This window comes from Boseongicola sp., assembly GCF_057460485.1.
Window position 1 is genome coordinate 1 of record NZ_JBVCWP010000016.1, and the last position, 23,453, is coordinate 23,453.

The following is a 23,453-nucleotide window of genomic DNA, read 5'->3' on the forward strand; positions in this document are numbered from 1 at the left end:
GTTGGTCCTGTTAGATGGCCAATGATCGCGGCGGCCTGCAAAGTGGCTTCATCAATCTCTCCCTGCTTTATCAAATCTCTGATTTCGCTATAGGAAACAGTTTTACTTGCCGCAGAAATGTCGGGAGCGGGGAACAACAAATAGCCGACAAACAGCGCGGCAACCATCAGCGGCCAGACCTGCTGCATGCGAGGGCCGAGTTTTGGCTCATCAGGAGGTGTTGCTTGCCTATCCATTTTACTGCCGCCCACAAAATCCGCGCCAACGACACCTAACCGCCGCGTCTCATCATCAAAGTTGACAGTTTACGAAATTTAAGGATTGCGCCTTGATGCAGATCAGCAAACGTCCAGTTTGTGGTACGCGCATAATTCGCAATGCTGCCTCTGTTCCGACTTCGCGGCACAGGAGAAGTTCACGTTGGCTGTTGTCAGAGCAAATCGGCTTAAGCAGGGCAGGGTGGTTTAGAATCTTCTGCTCATGACGAAAACAGACCCTTTCAAGGGCTTCCACACCGGCTCCGAATCTATTCGCCTAGCAGTGATTCTATATGTGAGTTTTCCACTTTCGCTCCGGAATGCCGAAGATATTCTTCACGACCGCGGCATCGACATCAGCCGCAAAACGGTGCGGTACTCGTGGAATAGATTGGGCCCGATGCTTGCTGCCGAGATCCGGCGAAACCGGGTGAACCGCACCGTTTCGCGGACTTTCGTTGCGGTCACACCAAACGACCGATCAGCGGGACAGAGCCGACGTCGGAAAGCCAAATGCACTTTACGGATGTAAGGCCGACCACACGCCTCTTCTCGAGCAAATTTCTTCCTGGTCAACGTCTACGGCAGCAAGAAACGTGCCCACTGACCATCCGGTTGTTCCCTGTGCGTAAATATGTAGGTCACCGCATCCCAGCAAAGAACAGTCTCATAGAGGTTATCCAACACCCAGGTACCCTTGGAAGTCTCCACCAACAGGACTGCGTGTGGAAAGAATTGCATTTCGTGGAAAGCGATTGCCATTGTTAGTAATGCGCTAGGAAATTCGTCTTCGACGAGTCGGCGGCGTTTCTCTAAGGCGAAGTCTTCGCAATCACCTTAGCAGTTAAGGGGATAATCCCATACGTCGTCGATACCTTTGAAATCCCAGTCGGAAACGAACTCACTCTCTTGATTCACTTGTGAGTTGATAAGCTCGACTCTCGCTCGCTCGGCTTCCGATCATACCACCATGCGAGCCCCCTCAAGGTCGCAAACGCCCGCATACTGCAAACAGAATATGCTGTAGTTTTCCGGAGTTTCCCCGATACTCGCCACCGGCAAATCAATTGGGATGCACGCAGGCTCTGCGAATACGCCGACCGGAGTGACAAGTAGCAAGACCGGGGCAAAGAATCTAATGATCGACAAATCATTGCGGCTCATAGAATGATCATAACGCACCCGCACGTGAGTTCCCTACCAGCTTCTATCCTAAATGGCCCCTGCGCCGTTGGTTTGAGCCCTCAGGACCGAAGTCCGCATTTGGCTCCAATGAGCGAAACAGCCCTCCGAAGTGGCCCCTTCAGAGGTACTGCGTTTTCTGCCTGGATAGGTGGTATTGTGAAACGTCGCCTAGTTGCCGCGATGCGAGACCAAATAAGCATTTTCATTAGCATTGAGGCGTGTGAGGCCGACGTCTTTCAGTATTGCGTCATGCGCTCTCAGCAGACCTTCGCCGCGCCAAGTACCACGAGGTCGGTTGAGCTGACAAAACTACCGTTCAAGGCAATGTTCGCAAGGTCTGCTTCTGGCTCTGATCTGACCTTAAACACTGTCGAGCCCAACAGCAGGAACAAGCTTGGAAAACCGGATATTTATCGCACCCACCTTGTTGCGAAGCGCGAAAGACAGGCACTGCTTTGATGCTAATTCACACCACCTCACAAGCGTCCATTCCTTACCTTGGTACGCGCCACAGTTCAAACGTCGCCAATGTTTACGATCCGGTTCGGCGTGCCCGGGACGCTGTCTGTAAAAATTGAACCCTTGTTTGATCGATCCTTCTTCCACGGACGTGATATCCCTTTGGAACTTAATTTGATCGTTGGCGTTTGGAACGCTCCGAAGCAGGGTATGATTCAATTCATACATGTGACCAAAGGGGATGAAACTGTTGGCAGGATTTTTGGCACTTTGCATTTTGACGGTCGGGTACGCCCTTGTCGCAAAGCGCCTGTCATCGACGATCCTGACCGCGCCGATCCTGTTCATCTGCCTAGGCGCAGCGCTGTCTGTTGGCGGTCTTGTCCCACCGGAGACGGGTGAGGCGCTTTTGCATCCTGTGGCCGAGGTCGCGCTGGTGATTTTGCTGTTTTTGGACGCGGCCCAAACGGACCTGGCCGCGTTACGACAGCGCCGTATCTGGCCGCAACGGATGCTGCTGATCGGACTGCCGGCCTCGATATTACTGGGAACTTTCTTAGGCGCATTGCTGTTTCCGGAGTGGTCGATTGTGACAGTCGCACTTGCTGCCGCGATCCTGACACCGACTGATGCAGCCCTTGGCCAAGCGGTCGTCACGAACGAAGCGATCCCAATCCGGCCGCGCCGCGCCTTGACTGTAGAAAGCGGCTTGAACGATGGGCTTGCGCTGCCTGTCATCTTGTTGCTTGCGGCGTTGGTGACGGCGTCGGAGGCACAAGACAGCGTCGAGTGGCTGATCTTTGGCGCGAAACAGGTCCTTCTTGGCCCCATCGCAGGCGTCATCGTCGGCGCAATCGGCGGCTGGGCCTTTTTGCGTGCGAAAGCTGTGGGAACGACGTCTGAAACATATGAAGGTGTGGGCGCGCTGGCACTCGCGGGTTCGGCCTATCTGGGGGCGGTGCTGATTGGCGGTAACGGTTTCATCGCGGCCTTTGTCGCGGGTCTGGCGTTCGGGGCGGTGGTCAAAGGGGCCTGTATGTTCGTCTATGAATTCACCGAAAGCGAAGGGCAATTGCTGATATGGGCAGCGTTTTTTCTTCTGGGCGTGGCCGTCGTGCCGGACGCCATCGCGCATTTGACCCTTCCGATGCTTGGTTTGATATTGGCGAGCCTTTTCGTCGTTCGCCCTGTGGCCATCTGGCTTTCCTTAATCGGAACGGATGCACAGCCGATCACCAAATTCTTCTTTGGCTGGTTCGGGCCGCGCGGGTTGGCGACGGCCTTGTTTGCGCTGTTGATCTTGGAAAATTTGCCCCATGCATTGGGCCAAGATATTTTGCATCTTGCGATCAATACTGTTTGGATCAGCGCGATCCTGCACGGGATCACTGCCGCACCCGGCGCCCGTTGGTATGCGGCAAAAATAAGCCAAATGGGGCCATGCCCCGAAACACGTCAAGAGACCTCAAAAAAGGACATCCCATGACAAAGACTGCGATCTTCAAGCTTGGTGATTTGGCTGATCGGAAACCAGAATATGCCATTGTGGGTGAGGTGGATTTGGTGGTGGTGCGGTTTGACGAGGAGGTCTCGGTTTTTTACGGGCGCTGCTTGCACCGGGGCGCGTTGATGTCGGATGGGCATGTGCGAGGGAATGATCTGATTTGCGGCGTCCATAACTGGGATTACCGCCTCGACAGCGGCGTGTCGGCCTATGCCAATGATGAGAAGTTACCAAAGTTTAAATCGTGGCTTGAGGGCGGCGATGTTTGCGTCGATGCAGACGAAATCAACGCATGGGGCCTTGCCAACCCACAGCCCTACAATCGCGACGCCTATCTTGGGCTCTATGCCGACCCCAGCCACGGGTCAGATGCCGAGCCTTACAACGGATTGATCCAAAGCTACGCCAGGTCCGGCCTATCCAAAACAGGCCATCATGGGGCTGTGGAATCGATGGGAGTGCCGCGCAATGAATTACCCGATTGGGACGATATTCAGTTGCTCACCGCGCAATTATTCAAGCCACCGCTTCTGGACGATGAGCCTGTCGGGACCGAAGTGGTGATCGGACCTAACGCTCAAAAGCCGCTGAAGCTGAAAATCCCGCTGTTCGTATCGGACATGAGTTTTGGCGCCCTGTCAGACTCCGCCAAGGTGGCACTTGCACGTGGTGCCGAGATGGCTGGCACCGGAGTTTGTTCAGGCGAAGGTGGTATGTTGCCCGAAGAACAGTCTGAAAATAGCCGATACTTTTACGAACTGGCATCCGCCCGGTTCGGGTTCAGCTGGGACAAGCTGGACCGCGTGCAGGCGTTCCATTTTAAGGGCGGGCAGGGGGCCAAAACCGGCACCGGCGGCCATTTGCCCGGCAACAAGGTGCAAGGCAAAATTGCCGAAGTGCGGGGGTTGGAGCCAGGAACAGACGCGATCTCTCCGTCCCGGTTCCCGGAATGGACCGAGGTGAGCCAAATCAAAGCCTTCGCCGACGAAGTGCGGGACCGCACGGGTGGCATTCCTATCGGCTACAAACTGTCCGCACAGCATATCGAGAAAGACATCGATGCAGCTTTGGCAGTCGGTGTGGATTATGTGATTTTGGACGGGCGCGGCGGCGGCACGGGGGCAGCCCCAATTATCTTCCGCGACAATATTTCCGTCCCGACGATCCCTGCATTGGCCCGTGCACGGCGGCATCTAGACAAACTTGGGCGCGCAGACGTGACGCTCGTGATCACCGGCGGCCTGCGCAAACCTGCGGATTTCATCAAGGCCATGGCTATGGGAGCCGACGCCATTGCGCTGTCCAATTCGGCAATGCAGGCGATCGGCTGCCTCGCGATGCGGGCCTGCCACACCAACAATTGCCCCGTCGGGATCGCAACGCAGAAACCGCATCTGGTCAACCGTCTGGTGGCCGAAAAATCCGCCCGTCAACTGGCGAATTTCTTCGAGGCGAGCGTTGAGCTGATGCAGGTCATGGCCCGTGCCTGCGGGCATGACCATCTGTCAAAATTCAATCCCGACGATCTGACGACTTGGAAAAAAGACATGGCCGCGATTTCCGGCGTGGCTTTTGGCGGCGTGGCATAGATGGAACAGGACATGGATACGCAAACCCTCGATTGGATTTCGGTGGGGCATGTAGATGATCTTCCCGAAGGTCGGATAAAAACGGTCACTGCGCGCACGACCTCGATCTGCCTGGTGCATTTTGACGGGCAGTGGGCCGCGATGAACAACCATTGCCCGCACCAACGCGGACCACTGGGCGAAGGCGCCATCGAAAAGGGACTCGACGACAAATGCTGGATCAGGTGCCCTTGGCATGGGTGGGACTTTGATCCGCTCACGGGAAAACCACCGGGCGGGCATGAAGACAGCGGACAGGAAATGTATCCGCTCGACATCCGCGATGGTGAAATTTTCGTGGGCCTTGAGGCAGAGCCATCGCACACCCAAACCGTCACCGACGTGATGGTCGAGACAATGACGAACTGGGGCGTGCAATCCGTCTTTGGCATGGTCGGGCATTCCAACCTTGGGCTCGCGGATGCAATCCGGCTTTCGGTCATCGATAAGAAATTAAAATACTACGGAATCCGACATGAGGGGGCAGCGGCCTTTGCCGCCTCTGCCTATGGCAAGCTGACAGGAAAGCCGGCAGCCTGCCTGACTATCGCAGGGCCGGGGGCCACGAACCTTATGACCGGCATGTGGGACGCCAAAGTGGATCGCGCCCCAGTGTTGGCGCTGACTGGACAAGTGCAGACACAGGTGTTCGGACCGGGCGCGTTTCAGGATATTGATCTGAAATCGGCATTCCAAGCCGTCGCGCACTTCTCACAAACCGTGCTGAGCACGTCAAACCATGCCGAACTGATGTCGCTGGCCTGCAAGAACGCCATCGTTCAGCAAGACGTGGCGCATCTGATTTTCCCTGACGATGTTCAAACGCTGCCATCCGACAAACCCGCAGGCGCGCCCTTGGGGCGGATGGGCGGCACACGGGTCACGCCAGCTGACGGCGACATTGACGCGGCAGTTTCGCTTTTGAACTCGGCCAAACGTCCGATGATCGTCGTCGGTCATGGCGCGTACGGTGCCCGCGACCAGATTATCGCTCTTGCCGAAAAGATCGGGGCACCTGTTGTCACAACGTTCAAGGCCAAAGGGTTGGTGCCCGACAGTCACCCCCTTGGCGCCGGTGTCTTGGGCAGGTCCGGGACCCCGATTGCAAGCTGGTTCATGAATGAAGCCGATGTGCTTATAGCTTTTGGAGCCAGTTTTTCAAATCACACCGGCATCGCGCAGAAACAAAACATCATTCAAGTGGATTACGATCGCATGCAGCTTGGCAAGTTCCATCCTGTGAAAGTCCCCGTCTGGGGCGATATTGGCGCGTTTTGTGCGGCGGCTGCGGAACGGATTAAACCCCACCCCGATGCGGTGGGTCAAACCAGCGAATTGGCGGACCGTTGGACCATGTGGCGCAACGAAAAGCACCGTCGCCTCGCCGAAGAACATGGGCAAGGCATTCATTCCTTCGCTATTTTCGACGCGCTTGGAAAGCTGGTGCCAGACGACACGATCTTTGCCGTCGACGTGGGCAACAACACCTATTCCTTTGGCCGCTACCTTGAAACCAAAGGGACACAGCGCGTGCTGATGTCTGGCTATCTGGGGTCTATCGGCTTCAGCTTTCCCGCGGCAATGGGGGCATGGGCCGCAACGCAGGATGTGGCAGACTTGAAAGGACGCAAGGTCGTATCGATCTCTGGCGATGGGGGCTTTGGCCAATATCCGATGGATTTCACAACGGCGGTCAAATACGGCATGGACGTGACCCACATCCTTTTGCACAACGGGCAGCTTGGCAAAATCTCCAAGGAACAGCGATCCGGTGAATGGCCAGTTTGGGAGACCGATCTGCACAATCCCTCCTTCGCAGCGTTTGCAAAGCTGTGTGGAGGGCATGGCCAGAAAGTGACCAAGACCGATGACATCGCAGCCGCTATTGAAAAAGCACTGGCGGTGAAAGGTCCCGCGCTGGTCGAGATCATGACGGATGCGGAATTGGTCTGAACCATAACAGCCGCCCGGACGTTGCTCATCATTCTCGCAGTGTCGCAAAAAAGGCTTGGGTGGTTTGAAGACTACCAGCACCTTGTCATCACACAAATACCGGACGGCACACGGATCAAGGAGCATGTGACTGGGGCGCAATGCATCGTCGATGCTGATGACCCCGGCCTGTTGGTGTTGCAATGGAATGATAACCCACCCGTTTCGGGGCCATTGCACCTCACGAAGGGTGATCGCATTTTGCGGTTTGGACCGCCTAAGGCATGTCTCGCGTTGAATGGCGTGACGGCGCGGCAATGACAGGGACAAGACAGCCCTATCCAATCGTTGCTAAACTGCCAGTCGTGATAACAAACCAGATGATCGAAGTCGACCGACGGATGATAGAGGACATCGGTATCAATCATCTTTCAGATGATGGAAAATGCCGGTTTGCAATCGGCCAATGTCGCGCGCGATCTGTTGCTGGTGAACGCAGCCTTGAGCAAACTAATCTCAGCTCCATTTCCCTGTTTTACAGGGAAGCAAGCCATGTGAGCAGGGAAGGCCAAAACCCGCTTCATTCATGATAGTGAGCCTCCCCATCTGAATTGCTCCATCGATATCTTTAGGAAACGCAGGACAAGGAATGTGGAACGAACGGCATAGGCCCGAGGGAATAATTCAGGAACTTCGGCAGGGTGATGTGCTTGTCGGCCAAGGGATGGCACGTGTGGATGCGATCCGCGAAGTGCGCATACACGTCACGGAAGCTGTGGGGCAAGTCTGTCCGGGAAAAGGGGAACCTCGGCCATCACCGGATTAATACAACAGAGCCGAGCGAGAGCAGATATTCAGGCAAAGTAGCCGTGTTTTAGCTTTCACATCACCACAAATAATATTACTTGCCCTCAAGATCAAAGATGCATTCCGTGTAAAGCATTGAGACGAAAGTACTACCGATGAAAAAGCAAGAAGCTGAGTATGCAAAGAGATTGCGTGTCGCAGCCCGTTTGCGGCCCCTCCTTATTTCCCTGGTGGCCTGCCTTTTTACCATTTTCCCTCAACAGACGGTTTTTGCGCAAGACGGTGCGGAGACTGCACCGAAAGACTTCGCAGAAATTCTAGCGGATTCGGTAACTGCGGGCGTCGTCGACGAAAGCACCCGTGATCCTGTTACGGGCCTGTCCAGTGAACTGCTCGACCCGACCATCTTGCCCTCAGAGCTAGAACTCAGACTCATTCCGTTGACGAAGAGTGAACTTGAGGTTTTAGCTCCCGAGTGGCTGGAAATTGTACGCGCGAAGACAGAGAATGTCATGGCCGCGCAAATCGCAATTTCCAGAACGGATGCCGATGCAGAGGATGCCGCGCGCGAAAATTTGACTGAGCTCGTCCTTGAGCGGGGCGCGCTTTTTGACAAATACAGTAAGGTCGTTTCGGCGTGGGAGAAGAAGGGCGGGGATGCGCAGGTCATCTCAGAGTACCGTGCCTACAAATCATCGGTAGTCGTGGAAGAAACGCGAACGTCGGACTATCAGACACTTTATGCGGAGGCAGTTCGTTGGCTTGTCGACCGTGAAGGTGGCATTGCGTTGGCCATCAACGTAGCGGTTATTGTGGCGTCTCTGTTGGCGCTTCTGATTTTTGCAAAGACGATCCGCAGATTGGCGCGCGGCTGGCTTGGGCACGTCCCAAATCTGTCAAAACTGCTTCAGGCTTTTATTGTAACACTGATTTATTGGTTGGTGCTCGCGATTGGCCTCATGGTCGTTCTTTCGGCACTTGGTATCGATATCTCTCCAGTTTTTGCTTTGATCGGTGGCGCCTCGTTCATCCTTGCTTTTGCTTTTCAAGAGACGCTCGGAAATCTGGCCAGTGGCCTGATGATTATAGTCAACCGTCCTTTCGACGAAGGGCACTACGTCGATATTGGTGGTGTGGCGGGAACGGTAAAGTCAGTGAGCATTGTAGCGACGACTGTTGTTACTCCTGACAATCAGGTGATTGTCATCCCCAATAAAAATGTCTGGGGCAATGTCATCACCAATGTGACGGCGAGTAAAACGAGACGCGTCGATCTTGTGTTTGGAATATCTTACGAAGATTCAATCCCAGAGGCTTTGAAGGTAATCGAAAAAATAACACGAGCGCATCCGCTCGTCCTCGACGACCCCGAGACGATCATCCGCGTTCACGAACTTGCCGACAGTTCGGTAAACTTTATCTGCCGGCCGTGGACGAAAACATCTGACTATTGGGCGGTCTACTGGGACCTAACGCAACAGATGAAGGAGGCGTTTGACGCCGCCGGTATTTCGATCCCTTACCCTCAACAGTCGTTGCATATTCGCTCTGGCAGGTAGTTCCGTCGAGGCGAGCCTGGCTTTTGCAGCCAGGTGGACTTACGTTCCAGGCGGCGACTTTTGGAACTGGGCGTAGACGACCTTTGATGAATTCGACAAAGGCTTTGAGCGCGCGTCGCCGCGTGAATCTTTAGCTCAAGGCTCGTGGCGACAAGTATTTAAGTTTTTTCGGCAAAAGTAATTTCTAAATTCGCGTTGAAAGGTACTCTCAGGGAGACACAAAGAGCGAGTGGGACTGAAGGGCGCGAATGGAATGACAACATCTCTACCGATCGAGCGTCGCTCCAAGGCGAAAGGTATTTTGTTCAGTGTAGGTCGATATTTTGGGTGGTATCTGATTGGGATATTCGCGTGCATCACTTTTACACCTGTAGAGATGGTATTGATTGACGCGCCCATGTGGCTGTTTTTTGTCCCTTTTGCTCCGATTGGTTACTTCTTTTTCTATTTCGATCTGCCGCCGCAATACGTGTTCGGGTCCAACATTTCTTACTGGACCGTTTACGTGATTGGTATTGTGCTTGTTTTACTTGGCTTTGCGTCACATTTTTTGGCGGAGGGCCGCTTCCGCGCCTGGAGCCCTCTGATGGTAGGTTTCCCATTAGGGTTTGTCGGAACTCTGGGGGTTTACTACACCGTAGCTGCCAGCATTTAGACCTGCTCCCTGTGCAACACTCTGACTTATGCTGTAAGTCAGGGCTGCGTGGCAAAGCAGTCACCTCTGCATCTTAGCGCTAAGAATGCCGCAAGAACGGGTTTGAGTTTCGGATGTACGCGTCTATCTGTGCGAATTGAAATTTGCCTATCCGCACATGTTCTCTTCGCAAGCTGTGCGGTGTCCTTGGTGCCCACGTATTGGTTTCGCACAAGCCGTGGCATGAAACCAGGATAGAGCGCGACGATCGTAGTGGTATGATAGAACGTTGTGATGAGAACTATGTGCCACATTTCTTGACTGCCGATAGAAGCAAAAGGGCGCTAAAAAATGGTCAGCCAAAGAGATTCCGGATCACCGCAATCGTTTACCAGCTCCAAGTGGCCAAGGTCTGAACCATGGTTGTAACCCATCCAATAGGCATCCTCGGCGGCATGGGGCCTGAGGCCACTGTGCTTCTTCAGCAAAAGCTAATCAAAGCGATACCCGCCCGCGACGACAACGATCATATCCCGCTTCTAATCGATATGAACCCGCAGGTGCCGTCGCGGATTGCGCACTTGATCGAGGGCACAGGCAAGGATCCCGGACCAACACTAGCAGCAATGGCCCGCCGGCTCGAAAGCGCCGGAGCCGTGGCGCTAGCCATGCCCTGTAACACCGCGCATCACTATGCCAGCGCAATTGTCGAAGCGGTCGATATCCCGCTTTTGAACATGGTCGAACTGGCGGCCGACCATGCCTATGCCACACTTGGGGTCGGGGGGCGTGTTGGAATTCTCGCCTCGCCTGCGGTGCGACGCACGCGGCTTTTCGAACTGGCTTTGGAGGCACGCGGACTTTCGACAATCTGGCCCGACGACGACGACGCGATGCTGGCTGCGATCCGCGCAATCAAAGTGAACGGACCCACGCAGGCAGCACGTGACAGGCTTCTTGCCGCCTCGGCAGAACAAGCTGCAAAGGGCGCTGAGCTCCAGTTCGTTGCCTGCTCGGAGTTTTCCATCATTGCAGACAGCGTCGCACCGGGCGTGCGTGCGGTTGATACGATTGATCTTCTGACCGAGGCCATCGTTCAGACGTCACAAGCGACATAGGCGGACACATCTGGACCCGTCAGAGCAACTCCCACAATTCCTGAGCGGTCCGGTTGATAGTCGCAGGATTGGACAAAGCCGAAATGGTTAACGCCGCGGTCCAATCCGCATCGCCGATCGGCACCACCGACCCTTCGGCAAGTTCGGCCGCAATGGCCGTCTCGGGCAACCACGCAAACCCACTTCCCTGCAAAAGCCGCCGCTTGATCGTTTCAACGAGGCTATCCACATAAATCGTATCAGCATGCAACGACCTCTTGCCCAACGTGTTTTCAACGACCATTCCCAGAAATGACGAGCGCTCATAAGCCAGATACGGCATGGGCGCGCCGCCCGATTTGGAAATGTCCCACCCGAAATTACGCGCGGGCCCGCTGGCAGCAACCGGGATCAGGCGGTCCGTCACAAGGTCCTTTCGCTCGAATGCTGCTTCGTCGACCATGGATGAGACCGTATGATGGAAGTAGCACAGCATGATATCGACGGCCCCTTCCGCCAAAAGATCACAACAGACGCTTAAGGAATCGGAAATCACGCGCGTGCGCAGATCAGGAATTTTTCGCTGCATAATTTCGATGCGGGACGCCAGATAATTGACCGAAATCGTATGAAGCGCCGAAATTCTGATGAATCGGCTGTCGCCTCTGTCAGCATCGCGGATCGATTGACGGGCCTCGGACAATTGCGAAATCACATGAAGCGCAACCGGTAGGAAGTGCCGCCCCGCGGCCGTTAATTGCACTGGGTAAGTGTCGCGATTAATCAGTGGTATTCCAACCCAACTTTCCAAGGCTTTGATTCTACGACTGAAAGCTGATTGCGTGATGTTCCGCTCGGCAGAGGCACGGGTGAAATTCAGCGTTCGAGCGAGACAGTCAAAATCAAGGAGCCAATTCAGATCCAATGCTTATTCCCACGCGACAAGAGACGGTTTTTCCGATCATAGAGAAATCTATGCAAAAAACGAATGATTTGATGACATGTTCGAATTGGCTATCGGAAAACGTCTCAACCTAGACTTGAAACCAGGAACCGGCGGGCCTTTGAAATATCGGCGTCCCGTCCGCCGTGACAGCTCGAAGGCAAGGAGGCACGACTTCGCCACACACCGCAGAGACCAAAAATTCTAAATAACGACGCCGAAAATCCGGCGCGCTTCAACAGAGGAAACTACCATGAAAACCAAGTTCAAATCACTCGGCCTTGCGGCCACGGTCAGCATTTTCGCGCTGCCTGCGTTCGCCGCCGAAGAAGTAAAGATCGGCGTTCCATCCTGGACTGGTGCTCAGGCCATTGCATATGTGCTTGGCGAAGTCGTCGAGTCGCGGATCGGCGGCACCGTCGACTATGTCCCCGGCAACAACGCCACAATTTTCCAGGCCATGGATCAGGGCAAGGGCGACATTGACGTGCACCCAGATGTCTGGCTGCCAAACCAGGAAAGCTTCACCAAAAAATACGTCGACGAGGCTGGCACGGTCACGCTGTCGTCCAACCCCTATCAGGGCAACCAGGGTTTCTGCGTTTCCGAGGATTTCGGGACCGCCAACAACGTCACGGACATTGCCGATCTGGGCCGTCCGGATGTGGCTTCGCTGATGGATAGCGATGGCAACGGTCTGGGCGAAATGTGGATCGGTGCGCCAGGCTGGGCGTCGGCCAACGTAAACGAAGTCAAAACACGTGACTATGGTTTACTCGACTTCGTAGAACCGATCCGCGCGGAAGAAAGCGTTAAAACGGCGCGCATCAAAGACAGCATCGCTAAGGAAGAAGGCTATGCGTTCTACTGCTACAAACCGCACGCTGTTTGGTTCATGTTCGACGTCCGGATGTTGACCGAACCGACATTTGACCCCGCAAAATACACAATGGTTCAGCCGTCCGACGATGCCGATTGGTACGAGAAGTCCATGGTCGCAACAAAAGACGCGCTGAAGGATGTGCAGATCGCATGGTCAAACTCATTGGTTGACCGGTCTCCTGCAATCGCCGAGTTCTTTACGAACTTCGGTTTGACAGCTGACGACGTTAGCCAGTTGGCCTTTGAAATCAGTGCAAACGGTCGTGACCCGGCTGATGTCGCAAAAGAGTGGGTGAACGCAAACTCCGATCGCGTCGACGGCTGGCTCGGCCTCTAAGGTATTCGACAGGAAAACAGGCGGTGCGGCTTTCACGGTCGCGCCGCCACTCCCCGACGCCGCGCAGGACATTCCCGTTATGACTGACGACACCGTCATCGAAATCTCCAACGTCTGGAAGATATTCGGAGCCAACGCGCAGGCCGCCCTTTCGGCAATTCGCGAAAAGGGGTTGGGAAAGGCCGAAGTTCTCGCCGAGTACAACGCAGTCGTTGGCGTCGCAGACGTCAGCCTTTCCGTAAACCGAGGCGAAATTTTCTGCATCATGGGTCTGTCCGGTAGCGGAAAGTCCACATTGGTCCGTCATTTCAATAGGCTGTTGGAACCAACGGCCGGAAAAATTGAAATCGAGGGCATCGACGTCATGGCGCTGGGACCGCGAGAGCTTCAAAAGTTCCGCAACCTGAAGATTGGCATGGTTTTTCAAAACTTCGCGCTGATGCCGCACCGTTCGGTTCTGGACAATGTGGCGATGCCGCTGGAAATCCGGCAGGTCGCCAAGAACGAGCGCATGCGTCAGGCCGCCGCCATTCTCGACATTGTAGAACTGGGCGCATGGGGCGCGAAATTCGCCCACGAGCTTTCGGGCGGAATGCAGCAGCGGGTTGGACTGGCGCGCGCATTGGCGGCAAACCCCGATGTCCTATTGATGGACGAGCCGTTCTCGGCACTCGACCCCCTCATTCGCCGCCAACTCCAGGACGAGTTTATCCGCCTCTCAAAAATCTTGAAGAAAACAACGATTTTCATCACTCATGATCTCGACGAAGCGGTGCGCATCGGTGACCGCATCGCGATCATGCGAGACGGAAAGCTGGTACAGATGGGCACCGCCGAAGACATCGTCATGGATCCGGCGGACGACTACGTGGCTGAGTTCGTCGCCGGAATTTCCCGACTGAAAGTCGTTCACGCCCATGCGGTCATGCAGCCCATCGACGCCTTTGTCGCCCAGAACGGTGCCCTTGCCGCCGAAGCCTCGCGCGTTGACCAAAATGAAACGCTGAGCACACTCATCAACCTTGCGATTGATGATGACAATCCAATCGTCGTTCAAACCGATGGCCGAGATGCAGGGGTGATCACCCGCGCCGATCTGCTGCGCACCGTGATTGAAGGGACCGAAGTATCATGACCGATCAAGGCGTAAATCCCCTCGAGGATACCGATTCAGACGCAGCCCTGGCCTATGCTGAAGAACGTCGGGAAAACATTCGCACATTCGTTCGCACGAACCCGGAATACTACATCCGAATGTTCGACAAGATCGGCGCCTCATCTCGCTTCACTCCGACAGTAAACCTATTCGCGGGTTTGTTCGGCCCGGTTTGGTTTGGCGCACGGGGCCTCTGGAACTGGGCCCTTCCTTTTCTGATCATCGAAGCTCTTGCATTTGTGCAAATCTCCCGCGGGCTTTTCGGTGATCTGGCCGCCGATGCAATGGATCGGATAGCCTCAATTGAAGGCACGCTGGAACTGCGGCGACAGCAGCTGTCTGCAGCAATAGAAAACGGTTCGGATCGGGTGGATGCCTTCCGTCGCGCGGTGGAATCGCTGGAGGCCAATATCGGCGGATTTCGCGCCGATGCAGACGCGATGGCCGCAGAAGGCCCGACGATCGCGTTGACCGGATTAGCGATTTTGGTGATCGCCAAATTGGTCGAAGCCCTTGTGGCAAACACCGCCCTTGAAACGCGCTTTTCCGATTGGCTCAGCGATCGCGCAGTACGATCTGGCCTGCCAACCTCGCAAATTGCTTTCAGTGCGGTGTTCATGGCGCTCATCGTCTTTGCCGCGATGATGCACTACAGCTTTCCGGGCCGGTTCGCGCTGCTGTCAGACTTCCCAACCGACCCGGACATTCGGCTTGTCAGTATCGATCGTGTAGAGGCTTTCTTCAATTGGGCCGTGCTAAACGGCGATGCGCTTTTTGATGCGATTACCTATTTTATCCGCCTTGTCCTTGATGCGCTTGAGATTGTCTTTGTGAGTACACCCTGGATTGTGGTGGCTGCGCTGATCATCCTGCTAACATGGCTGACCGCTGGCGTGCGCATGGCGATCTATTCCACCGCCTTTTTATCCTACATGGGCCTTCTGGGCTTTTGGGAGAAAGCCATGACAACCCTGGCCCTTCTTGGAACCGCGGCCTGCCTTTCGATCCTGATCGGCATCCCCTTGGGCATGTTCGCGGCGCGCAGACCAAAGTTCTATTCCTTCATTCAGCCGATCATGGACTTCATGCAGACCATGCCCGCCTTCGTCTTCATGATCCCAGTGATTGCATTCTTTGGAACAGGAAAACCGGCAGCCGTCGTAACAACAATGATCTTTGGTGGAACGCCCGTCGTCCGTTTGACGGTCCTCGGTCTGCGAGGGGTGCCCGAAAGCGTGCGGGAGGCGGCCATCAGTTTCGGCGCGAACAAATGGTACCTCTTAACCAAAGTCGACTTACCGCTTGCGGGGCCGTCAATCCGAGCCGGTATCAACCAGACCATTATGTTGTCGCTGGCCATGGTTGTCGTCGCGTCGCTGATTGGCGCAAAGGGTTTGGGCGAAGACGTGCTGGAGGCCCTGCAGTACGCAAACGTTGGCCAAGGTATTCTCGCAGGGTTCTCGATCTTGTTCTGTGCGATGATCCTTGACCGCATCGTCCAAGGCGGGCGCAAATGACTCCAATCGTTTTCGTCCATGGCTTCTTGGGCGGCAGTCGGCAGTGGGCGGGCCAAGCCAAAGCCCTCTGTGGACTTAACGTCATCACCGTGGACCTCCCCGGTTTTGGTGAGAACTGTAAACTCGAGGCGCTGGACAGCATTGAAGCCTATGCAAAATGGGTCATTGCCGAGCTAAAGTCTCGCGGGATCGCGCGGTTTCATCTGATCGGTCACTCCATGGGCGGGATGGTCGCACAAGAAATCGCAGTCCAGGCACCCGAATCCGTGGACCGCCTGGTGCTTTATGGCACCGGGCCCACCGGGGTTTTGCCTGGCCGATTTGAGACCATCAGCACGTCGAAGCGCCGCGCGCGAACCGACGGATCGCAGGCCACCGCAAGGCGCATTGCAGCCACCTGGTTTCTTAAAATGACTGAGGCTGAGGCCTACGAGGAATGCGCGGCCATTGCTGAGCTAAGCAGTTTACAGGCTATTCTAGCCGGGCTCGACGCGATGCAGCACTGGAGCGGCATTGGTCGTCTCCAAGACATTCGCACAAGAACGCTGGTTCTCTGGGGAGACCACGACCGCACTTATCCTTGGAGCCAGATCGAGTGTCTTTGGCGATCCATTCCAAGCGCCAGTCTTGCTGTCCTCCCTGATTGTGCGCATGCGACGCATTTGGAAAAGCCCGAACTTTTCAACAGTGTGGTTAGAGATTTCATTGCAGCTTAACGGTAGCAGCTTTGCTCACGCCCTGTACCCAACGCCAGAACCACAAAAATATCCGCAAAATCCAGGCTCTTATTAAAGCCGTAAGACCTCGCTTAAAATAAAGCATTGCTTTGGACGACTAAGGGTAGCGGGACTTTGTGTAGCTCTACCTTATTGGTATTCTTTGGATAACTGCCTTTTGTTGGTCACACTCAGGGCACCACCCCCGCGAAAGTCAGCAAAGGTTGCACAGCGGACGTTGGGGCGGTTTGCAGGGAAGGTCCGCTTCGGCGCCACCCCTCCGCCTTAAGGGGTCTTGCAAGGAAGCTTCATCGCACTCAGGCTTCATGAGGCTGCTCAGCGACCAGAAACGCTTCAATTTCAGCGCGAAGCCGATCCCAATCAGTGAATTCGCGCTCGCCGTTGACAAGGTCAATTTTTTGCCCAGCCAACGCTACATTTTGCACGACTTGGCTTTCATAATAATCGTAGCTGTTCGTGCGGACGGCCCCAGCAGCCAGGACTTCCCAATCGGCAGCAAAACCAGTCCGCATTTTCGATTCGGTCAAATAGTCCTGAGCTTCTTCCTGACCTTCAGGAAAGGCCGCCTTGAGGCTAACAGAGATTTGAAGTGTCTGACGCGCTTTCAATTCATCCAAGTTTGTTGAAATCAGAACTTCGAAACTCATGGGATGGCGTCGTTCATGCACAGGTGCTGCCAGCACCACCCTGTCGATGCCTTCAAAAGTCAAAGAAGCCAATTTGTCCGTCGCGTCAAACATCCGAACCCCATGGCCTGCGGCACGTATCTGCTGCTCCACAGACTCCGCTATCTTGCGGGTTTGTCCTTCAACTGACTCGAAAATAATGAGAAATTCCATCAAGCGCCTCCATCTTTTTGTTCAAACCTAAGCGATCCGGTTCCATTGCGGACTTGGTAAGCTTGGCTGCCAATCTAAGAGTCCTCGAACACGCCGGAATCGGTGTGGATCACAGGGGTCCACTCATGAGCGAGTTCACACTGTCGAACCCAAAACGACAACGCCGACGATTAGAAGCCACGTCCGGGTCTCCTTGCGGTTGCCATCACGAACACGGAAAAAGGCTCCTCAACCACCAGTAATCGGATTTATTTACTTCCTGCATCATAGCACAAAAGTAAGAATGGCGCTCACAAAAAGCCGTTTCGATGCGCGGAACCTGCACGATGCCGTCTTGCATGTTGGTCGATTTGAACTTTTGGCTGAGCATGATCTCTGTGCGGCGGCCACATAGCGGAACTGCCAGCGGGTGAACAATTGAGTCCCGTCGGGCGTCTCTTGGCTACAACGATGAGACTGTTCGCAACACGCTGATAGCGTTTGGAATTGAGCGACACAGTGTCGGAGGGCGACGAAGTTTTCGATCTCAAAGGAGTATTTAGAGGAGCTGTACAAGAGCCACTCAATGGGTGAAATCGCGAATAGGCTAGGTGTTGGAGAAACCGTTATCTGAAAACGAATTCATGAGTATGGGATCAAGCAAAGTAAGTGATCACGCGTCAGAGAAATACATTGGAGCTACGTCATGGTTGCAGCGCAGTAGTCCATGAAATCAGCGCCTGTTTGGAATCTGACAGCCCATAATCCGGACCTCGATTGACCAAGGCGATGGAACGCATCAACTCAATGCGTTCCACTTCGCCGTCCCGTGAGGCAACGAAATCCGAGGTTCAGGGTCTTGGCGACCACGAGTTCGTTCCCTCGCAGATTTGCGCGGTGATGTAGTCGCTGATAGCAATACCAGTCGACCCGCTCACCTAAAAGGGGCAATTCACTCGGGTTCAGGCGCGCCAAAGCCGGATTCGCCGGTTGCATAATGGCTGGCCATTGGCTTTAACCCTTCCTCAGAAGTGCAGGATAACCTGCCGCTATCAGGGAGCCCGGTTTGGTCAACACCAATACCGACGACGGATTTGTCGAATTCGACCGTGTGCAGAAAAGCTATGACGGCGAGATTCTGGTCGTCAAAGACTTGAATCTGTCGATGCCAAAAGGCGAATTTCTGACGATGCTCGGGCCATCGGGATCGGGCAAAACTACCTGTCTTATGATGCTCGCCGGCTTTGAGACCGCAACCCACGGAGAAATCCGCCTTGGCGGGGCCGAGATCAACAACATTCCACCGCACAAGCGCGGCATTGGCATGGTGTTCCAGAACTACGCGCTGTTTCCACATATGACCGTCAACGAAAACCTCGCCTTCCCGCTGGAAGTGCGTGGCATGGGCAAGGCCGAGCGTGAGGCCAAGGTCAAACACGCCCTCGACATGGTGCAGATGGGCGTTTTCGGCAACCGCCGCCCGGCGCAACTGTCTGGCGGCCAGCAACAGCGCATAGCGTTGGCGCGTGCGCTGGTGTTCGATCCAAAGCTGGTGCTGATGGATGAACCGCTGGGTGCACTGGACAAGCAACTGCGCGAACATATGCAGTATGAGATTAAACATCTGCATGAAAGACTCGGAATAACAGTGGTTTATGTCACGCATGACCAGTCCGAAGCCCTTACGATGAGTGACCGCGTTGCCGTTTTTGACGATGGTCGCATCCAGCAACTCGCTGCGCCAGCCGATCTTTATGAACGTCCCGAGAACAGCTTTGTGGCGCAGTTCATCGGCGAGAATAACAAACTGAGCGGCATAGTTGTGTCACGCACCGGCGATACGGCGACGGTAAAGCTTGCGAACGGCGAAACCTGCCAAGCGCTGGCCGTCAGTTGTGGCGAGGTCGGGACCGAAACGCTGATCTCGATCCGGCCCGAACGTGTCACGGTGGGTCAGACAGGTGGCGCGAACACAACCACTGCCGACGTGCGAGAGTTGATTTATCTGGGCGACCACATCCGGTGCCGCCTCAACGTTCACGGCAACGATGACTTTGTCGTCAAAGTTCCGAATTCTGCGGGCCACACGCACCTGGTCGTCGGCGAAAAGACGCAAGTCACCTGGCATGCACAGGACGCGCGTGCGCTTAATCCGCTATGAAACGACGCGACACTGGCACGAATATCCGGTGCACCATTGACATAAATTTACAGCTACTGAGGAGAACCAAATGAAAAAGATACTTATCCTGACAACGGCACTGAGCGGCGTTGCACTTGCCGCAAACGCGGCCAGCCACAGCACCGAAGTTACGGTCATCGGCTGGGGAGGCGCTTACACGAACAGCCAAGTTGAGGCCTATCACAAGCCCTTCACCGAAGCGACGGGCATCACCGTGAACTCGGCAGATGCCGACAACCCGGCAACCCCGATCAAGGCTCAGGTCGAAGCGGGCAACGTGACGATTGACGTCGCAAGCGTTGAAATCGCCGACGCCGTACGTCTGTGCGACGAAGGTCTGATCGAAGAGATCGATGCCTCGACCATGCCTGATGGTGCCGATGGCACCCCTGCTGTGGATGACTTCATCGCGGGAACGCTGACCGACTGCATGATCCCGACCGACGTGTTCGCGACCGCGATCGCCTATGACACCACCAAGTTCACGGACGGCGCTACGACCTCGATTGCCGATTTCTATGACCTTGAGAAATTTCCCGGCAAGCGCGGCCTGAAAAAAGGCGCGAAAACCACGCTTGAGATGGCGCTGATGGCTGACGGTGTTCTTGCAGGCGACGTCTATGCCACGCTGGAAACCGACGAAGGTGTTGATCGCGCTTTTGCAAAGCTCGACACAATCAAGGATTCGGTCGTCTGGTGGGAAGCCGGCTCGCAGCCGGTTCAACTGCTGGCTGACGGCGAAGTTCTGATGACGATGGGCTGGAATGGCCGCATTTTCTCGGCCGCTGTTGGCGAAGGTCAGCCGTTCGCGATCATGTGGGACGGTCAGGTCTTTGAATGGGAAGGTTGGGTGATCCCGAAGGGCGCACCTAACAAAGAGGGCGCTCTGGAGTTCATCAAGTTCTCGACCGGCACCGCACCTTTGGCGGCGGCTGCTGAATGGATCAGCTATGGCCCGCCGCGCAAGTCTTCGGCACCGCTGGTTGGCGTGTACAAGGGCGACGGCACGACGCAAATGGGTCCGCAGTTGCCGACCAGCCCTGAAAACCAGACCAACGCCCTGGCGTCGTCGCTGGAGTTCTGGGCTGACCGCGACTCGGAGTTGAACGAGCGCTTTAACGCCTGGCTTGCCCAGTAATACCTGCACAAATGGGGCGCGCCGTACTGGCGCGCCCCGACTTTCTGCAATCAGCCGCATCAGGATCTGGACCGAATGACCGATACTTCCGCCAATTCGCAGGGGACGCCATCAATGGCCCCGGATGCGCCCGCGGCAGGTGATCTGAAAACGGCTGACGGAAAACCGCTGAAGGCCGCTCTGGCTGCGGCCGAGGCAAGGGCCCGTCGCCGTGCCTTCCTGCTGGTGCTGCCGCTGCTGGCATTCGTTGTTATGACTTTCGTCGCCCCGATCGGGCAAATGCTGCTGCGGTCGATTCACGACCCGCGCTTTGTTGTCCATCGGGACGTTGAATCGGGCACCAAAACGCCGATTATGGTAGAGCTACGTGGTTGGTTCGACAAAAATCCGCAAGGCACTGAACCGGACGAGGCCGCCTATGCCGCGCTGGTCAGCGATCTTATTCAACTGAGCGAGTTGAAGGCGCAGGGCAATGTAGGCACGCGCATCAACTATGAACTCGCTGGAACGAAATCCCTGATCTCATCGACGACGCGCAAGGCGCCGAAGATGGAACCCCCGTTCAAAGAGGCGGTTCTGGACGCAGACCAAGATTGGGCCGATCCGCTGCTGTGGCAAGTGATGCGCGGGGCGTCTTCGGCATATACCGGCAACTTTTATCTGGCGGCTCTGGACCGAACGCGGGACGCCGATGGCAATATCGTTCAGGTGGACGAGGATCGCCGTCTATATGTCGGCAACTACGGTAAGACACTGGCTTTGTCGGCCTTCATTACGCTCGCCTGCCTGATCCTTGGCTATCCCGTTGCGCATCTGCTGGCGACTTTGCCGTTGAGGCATTCGAACCTGCTGATGATTTTCGTGTTGCTGCCGTTCTGGACCTCGCTTTTGGTGCGGACGACCAGCTGGATCGTGCTGCTGCAAAGCCAGGGCGTGGTGAACGACACGCTGGTGGCTGCCAGTATCGTGGCAGACGACAGCCGTATCCAGATGATCTATAATCAGACCGGAACGATTGTTGCGATGGTCCACATTCTGCTGCCGTTTATGGTGCTGCCGCTGTATTCAGTCATGCGCCCGATCAACCCGACTTATGTTCGTGCGGCACGCTCGCTTGGGGCGACCAGCTGGACGGCATTTCGGCGCATTTATGTGCCGCAGACAGTGCCGGGTATGGGGGCAGGGGGATTGCTCGTCTTCATTCTGGCGGTCGGGTACTACATCACGCCCGCGCTGGTGGGCGGTGCAAGCGGACAGCTGTTCTCGAACTTTATCGCTTTCCACATGCAGAAATCTTTGAACTGGTCGCTGGCCGCGGCGCTGGCCGCCCTGCTTCTGGCGGGTATCCTGTTGCTCTACTGGCTTTACGACCGATTGATCGGCATTGATAATTTGAAACTGGGATAACGGTATGGCTTTGCCAAAACACGCATCCACCCTCGAACGGGTCTGGCATTATATCTACCTGGTGATCTGCGGGGTGATCTTCACGTTTCTGATCGCGCCGATCCTGATCGTCATTCCGCTGTCTTTCAACGCCGAGCCTTTCTTTACCTTTACTCCGAAGATGCTGGCGCTGGACCCCGAGGGGTACTCGTTGCGCTGGTACGACCTTATCCTAACGTTCGGAATGCAAGCGCCGGAGTTGGTGCGCGACGGTTCCTGGTGGGCAGACACCTGGAACAATGCCGCCTGGATCAAGGCGGCGAAGAACTCCGTCATTATCGGCTTCTTTGCGACCATTTTGGCCACTGTACTGGGGACGGTCGCGGCACTGGGCCTCAGCCGACCCGAGATGCCATACCGTCGCACAATTATGGCGATCCTGATCTCGCCAATGATCGTACCGATTATCATCACCGCGACGGGGTTGTTCTTCTTTTACTCGTCGATCTCGATTGCCAAGTGGGAGTTATTCGGATGGCAGATCCCCTACCTCGGGATCATTCTGGCGCATGCCACATTGGGTATTCCCTTTGTTATCATCACCGTGACCGCGACGCTGGTGGGTTTCGACCACTCGCTGACACGCGCGGCGGCGTCGCTGGGCGCCAACCCGCGCACGACGTTCTTCAAGATCACAATGCCGCTGATCCTGCCGGGTGTGATTTCCGGCGCGCTGTTCGCCTTCGTCACGTCATTCGACGAAGTTGTGGCCGTGCTGTTCATCGGTGGCTTTAATGAACAGACAATCCCGCGACAGATGTGGAACGGAATCCGCGAGCAGATCAGCCCGGCGATTTTGAGTGTGGCGACGATTTTGGTCGTTTTCTCGATTTTCCTGCTGGCGACCGTCGAAATTCTGCGCCGACGGTCAGAGCGTTTGCGCGGGCTGAGCCCGGGCTGATCCGGCAGAAAAACACAGTCAGAGCACGTCAGCTTGAGGCGGGTGGGGCAGTTGTCTAGCGTCGGGCCATGACCCAAAAGAACCCATTTCGCTATTTCAAGACCAGCCCAGAGACCATTCGCCTCGCGGTGATATTGTATGTTCGGTTTCCGCTTTCGCTGCGGAATGTAGAAGACCTGCTACACGAGTGAGGGATCGACATTAGCCACGAGGCCGTGCGGTACTGGTGGCATCGTTTCGCCCCAAAATTTGCTTCCGAGTCCGGGAGTAGCAAAGACCGATTTGCGTTCTGACAGTTTTCTTAACTTCCCAGCTCAGACCTGCGGTGGCGTGG

The 23,453-nt window shown here is 55.5% G+C and carries 18 protein-coding genes and 3 pseudogenes; 17 read left to right on the top strand and 4 right to left on the bottom strand.

Annotated features, from left to right (window positions below; translation table 11 throughout):
• Window positions 1-236, bottom strand: a 236-nt coding sequence (locus AC221Y_RS04070) for an ATP-dependent metallopeptidase FtsH/Yme1/Tma family protein (protein WP_486706824.1), incomplete at its 3' end; no start/stop codon positions are given.
• A gap of 244 nt (window positions 237-480) precedes the next feature.
• Between AC221Y_RS04070 and AC221Y_RS04075 the strand changes: the two are divergent.
• Window positions 481-696, top strand: a pseudogene (locus AC221Y_RS04075) (IS6 family transposase); the annotation flags it as partial.
• A 140-nt stretch (window positions 697-836) separates the two neighbouring features.
• On the opposite strand, the pseudogene AC221Y_RS04080 reads toward AC221Y_RS04075, so the two are convergent.
• Window positions 837-1,082, bottom strand: a pseudogene (locus AC221Y_RS04080) (transglutaminase-like cysteine peptidase); the annotation flags it as partial.
• 1,069 nt (window positions 1,083-2,151) lie between these two features.
• Between AC221Y_RS04080 and AC221Y_RS04085 the strand changes: the two are divergent.
• The 7 genes from AC221Y_RS04085 to cuyB all read left to right on the top strand — a co-directional run bounded on the left by AC221Y_RS04085 (window position 2,152) and on the right by cuyB (window position 11,083).
• Window positions 2,152-3,387, top strand: coding sequence for a cation:proton antiporter (locus tag AC221Y_RS04085; RefSeq protein WP_486706825.1), 1,236 nt, complete (start codon window positions 2,152-2,154; stop codon window positions 3,385-3,387).
• Window positions 3,384-4,994, top strand: coding sequence for a glutamate synthase-related protein (locus tag AC221Y_RS04090; RefSeq protein ID WP_486706826.1), 1,611 nt, complete (start codon window positions 3,384-3,386; stop codon window positions 4,992-4,994). The genes AC221Y_RS04085 and AC221Y_RS04090 overlap by 4 nt, the downstream gene beginning before the upstream one ends.
• Window positions 4,995-5,006: 12 nt before the next feature.
• The gene (locus AC221Y_RS04095) at window positions 5,007-6,986 is read left to right on the top strand and encodes a thiamine pyrophosphate-binding protein (protein WP_299758381.1); all 1,980 of its coding nucleotides are present in this window, start codon (window positions 5,007-5,009) and stop codon (window positions 6,984-6,986) included.
• 21 nt (window positions 6,987-7,007) lie between these two features.
• Window positions 7,008-7,286 carry a hypothetical protein gene (locus tag AC221Y_RS04100; RefSeq protein WP_299758380.1) on the top strand — a complete coding sequence of 93 codons (279 nt, stop codon included), beginning with the start codon at window positions 7,008-7,010 and terminating at the stop codon, window positions 7,284-7,286.
• 641 nt (window positions 7,287-7,927) lie between these two features.
• Window positions 7,928-9,331 carry a mechanosensitive ion channel family protein gene (locus AC221Y_RS04105; RefSeq protein WP_299755146.1) on the top strand — a complete coding sequence of 468 codons (1,404 nt, stop codon included), beginning with the start codon at window positions 7,928-7,930 and terminating at the stop codon, window positions 9,329-9,331.
• Between the two features lie 253 nt (window positions 9,332-9,584).
• Entirely contained in the window at window positions 9,585-9,986 is a 402-nt protein-coding gene (locus AC221Y_RS04110; RefSeq protein ID WP_299755149.1) for a hypothetical protein, read from the top strand.
• 398 nt (window positions 9,987-10,384) lie between these two features.
• Window positions 10,385-11,083: a cysteate racemase gene (gene cuyB / locus AC221Y_RS04115; RefSeq protein ID WP_299755151.1), complete on the top strand. Its 699-nt coding sequence runs from the start codon at window positions 10,385-10,387 to the stop codon at window positions 11,081-11,083.
• A gap of 19 nt (window positions 11,084-11,102) precedes the next feature.
• On the opposite strand, the gene AC221Y_RS04120 is transcribed toward cuyB, so the two are convergent.
• The gene (locus AC221Y_RS04120; protein ID WP_299755153.1) at window positions 11,103-11,987 is read right to left on the bottom strand and encodes a LysR substrate-binding domain-containing protein; all 885 of its coding nucleotides are present in this window, start codon (window positions 11,985-11,987) and stop codon (window positions 11,103-11,105) included.
• Between the two features lie 271 nt (window positions 11,988-12,258).
• On the opposite strand from AC221Y_RS04120, the gene AC221Y_RS04125 reads away from it, so the two are divergent.
• From AC221Y_RS04125 to AC221Y_RS04140, 4 genes are all read left to right on the top strand, one after another.
• Window positions 12,259-13,224 carry an ABC transporter substrate-binding protein gene (locus AC221Y_RS04125; protein WP_299755155.1) on the top strand — a complete coding sequence of 322 codons (966 nt, stop codon included), beginning with the start codon at window positions 12,259-12,261 and terminating at the stop codon, window positions 13,222-13,224.
• A 79-nt stretch (window positions 13,225-13,303) separates the two neighbouring features.
• Window positions 13,304-14,359, top strand: coding sequence for a quaternary amine ABC transporter ATP-binding protein (locus AC221Y_RS04130; protein ID WP_299755157.1), 1,056 nt, complete (start codon window positions 13,304-13,306; stop codon window positions 14,357-14,359).
• Window positions 14,356-15,897: an ABC transporter permease subunit gene (locus AC221Y_RS04135; RefSeq protein WP_486706827.1), complete on the top strand. Its 1,542-nt coding sequence runs from the start codon at window positions 14,356-14,358 to the stop codon at window positions 15,895-15,897. Before AC221Y_RS04130 ends, AC221Y_RS04135 begins: the two co-directional genes overlap by 4 nt.
• On the top strand, window positions 15,894-16,613 hold the full coding sequence (locus AC221Y_RS04140) for an alpha/beta fold hydrolase (RefSeq protein ID WP_486706828.1): 720 nt from the start codon (window positions 15,894-15,896) through the stop codon (window positions 16,611-16,613). Before AC221Y_RS04135 ends, AC221Y_RS04140 begins: the two co-directional genes overlap by 4 nt.
• A 317-nt stretch (window positions 16,614-16,930) precedes the next feature.
• Here the strand turns inward: AC221Y_RS04140 and AC221Y_RS04145 are convergent, their stop codons facing one another.
• On the bottom strand, window positions 16,931-17,473 hold the full coding sequence (locus AC221Y_RS04145) for a flavodoxin domain-containing protein (RefSeq protein ID WP_299753945.1): 543 nt from the start codon (window positions 17,471-17,473) through the stop codon (window positions 16,931-16,933).
• A gap of 1,045 nt (window positions 17,474-18,518) precedes the next feature.
• On the opposite strand from AC221Y_RS04145, the gene AC221Y_RS04150 reads away from it, so the two are divergent.
• From AC221Y_RS04150 to AC221Y_RS04170, 5 genes and pseudogenes are all read left to right on the top strand, one after another.
• Window positions 18,519-19,613, top strand: a complete 1,095-nt coding sequence (locus AC221Y_RS04150) for an ABC transporter ATP-binding protein (RefSeq protein ID WP_299753946.1) — start codon at window positions 18,519-18,521, stop codon at window positions 19,611-19,613.
• Window positions 19,614-19,683: 70 nt separating this feature from the next.
• Complete coding sequence (locus AC221Y_RS04155) at window positions 19,684-20,772, top strand: ABC transporter substrate-binding protein (RefSeq protein ID WP_486706829.1); 1,089 nt, start codon at window positions 19,684-19,686, stop codon at window positions 20,770-20,772.
• Window positions 20,773-20,847: 75 nt separating this feature from the next.
• The gene (locus AC221Y_RS04160; RefSeq protein ID WP_486706830.1) at window positions 20,848-22,179 is read left to right on the top strand and encodes an ABC transporter permease; all 1,332 of its coding nucleotides are present in this window, start codon (window positions 20,848-20,850) and stop codon (window positions 22,177-22,179) included.
• Between the two features lie 4 nt (window positions 22,180-22,183).
• Window positions 22,184-23,119, top strand: coding sequence for an ABC transporter permease (locus tag AC221Y_RS04165; RefSeq protein ID WP_299753948.1), 936 nt, complete (start codon window positions 22,184-22,186; stop codon window positions 23,117-23,119).
• Between the two features lie 68 nt (window positions 23,120-23,187).
• Window positions 23,188-23,379, top strand: a pseudogene (locus tag AC221Y_RS04170) (IS6 family transposase); the annotation flags it as partial.
• Window positions 23,380-23,453: the final 74 nt, after the last annotated feature.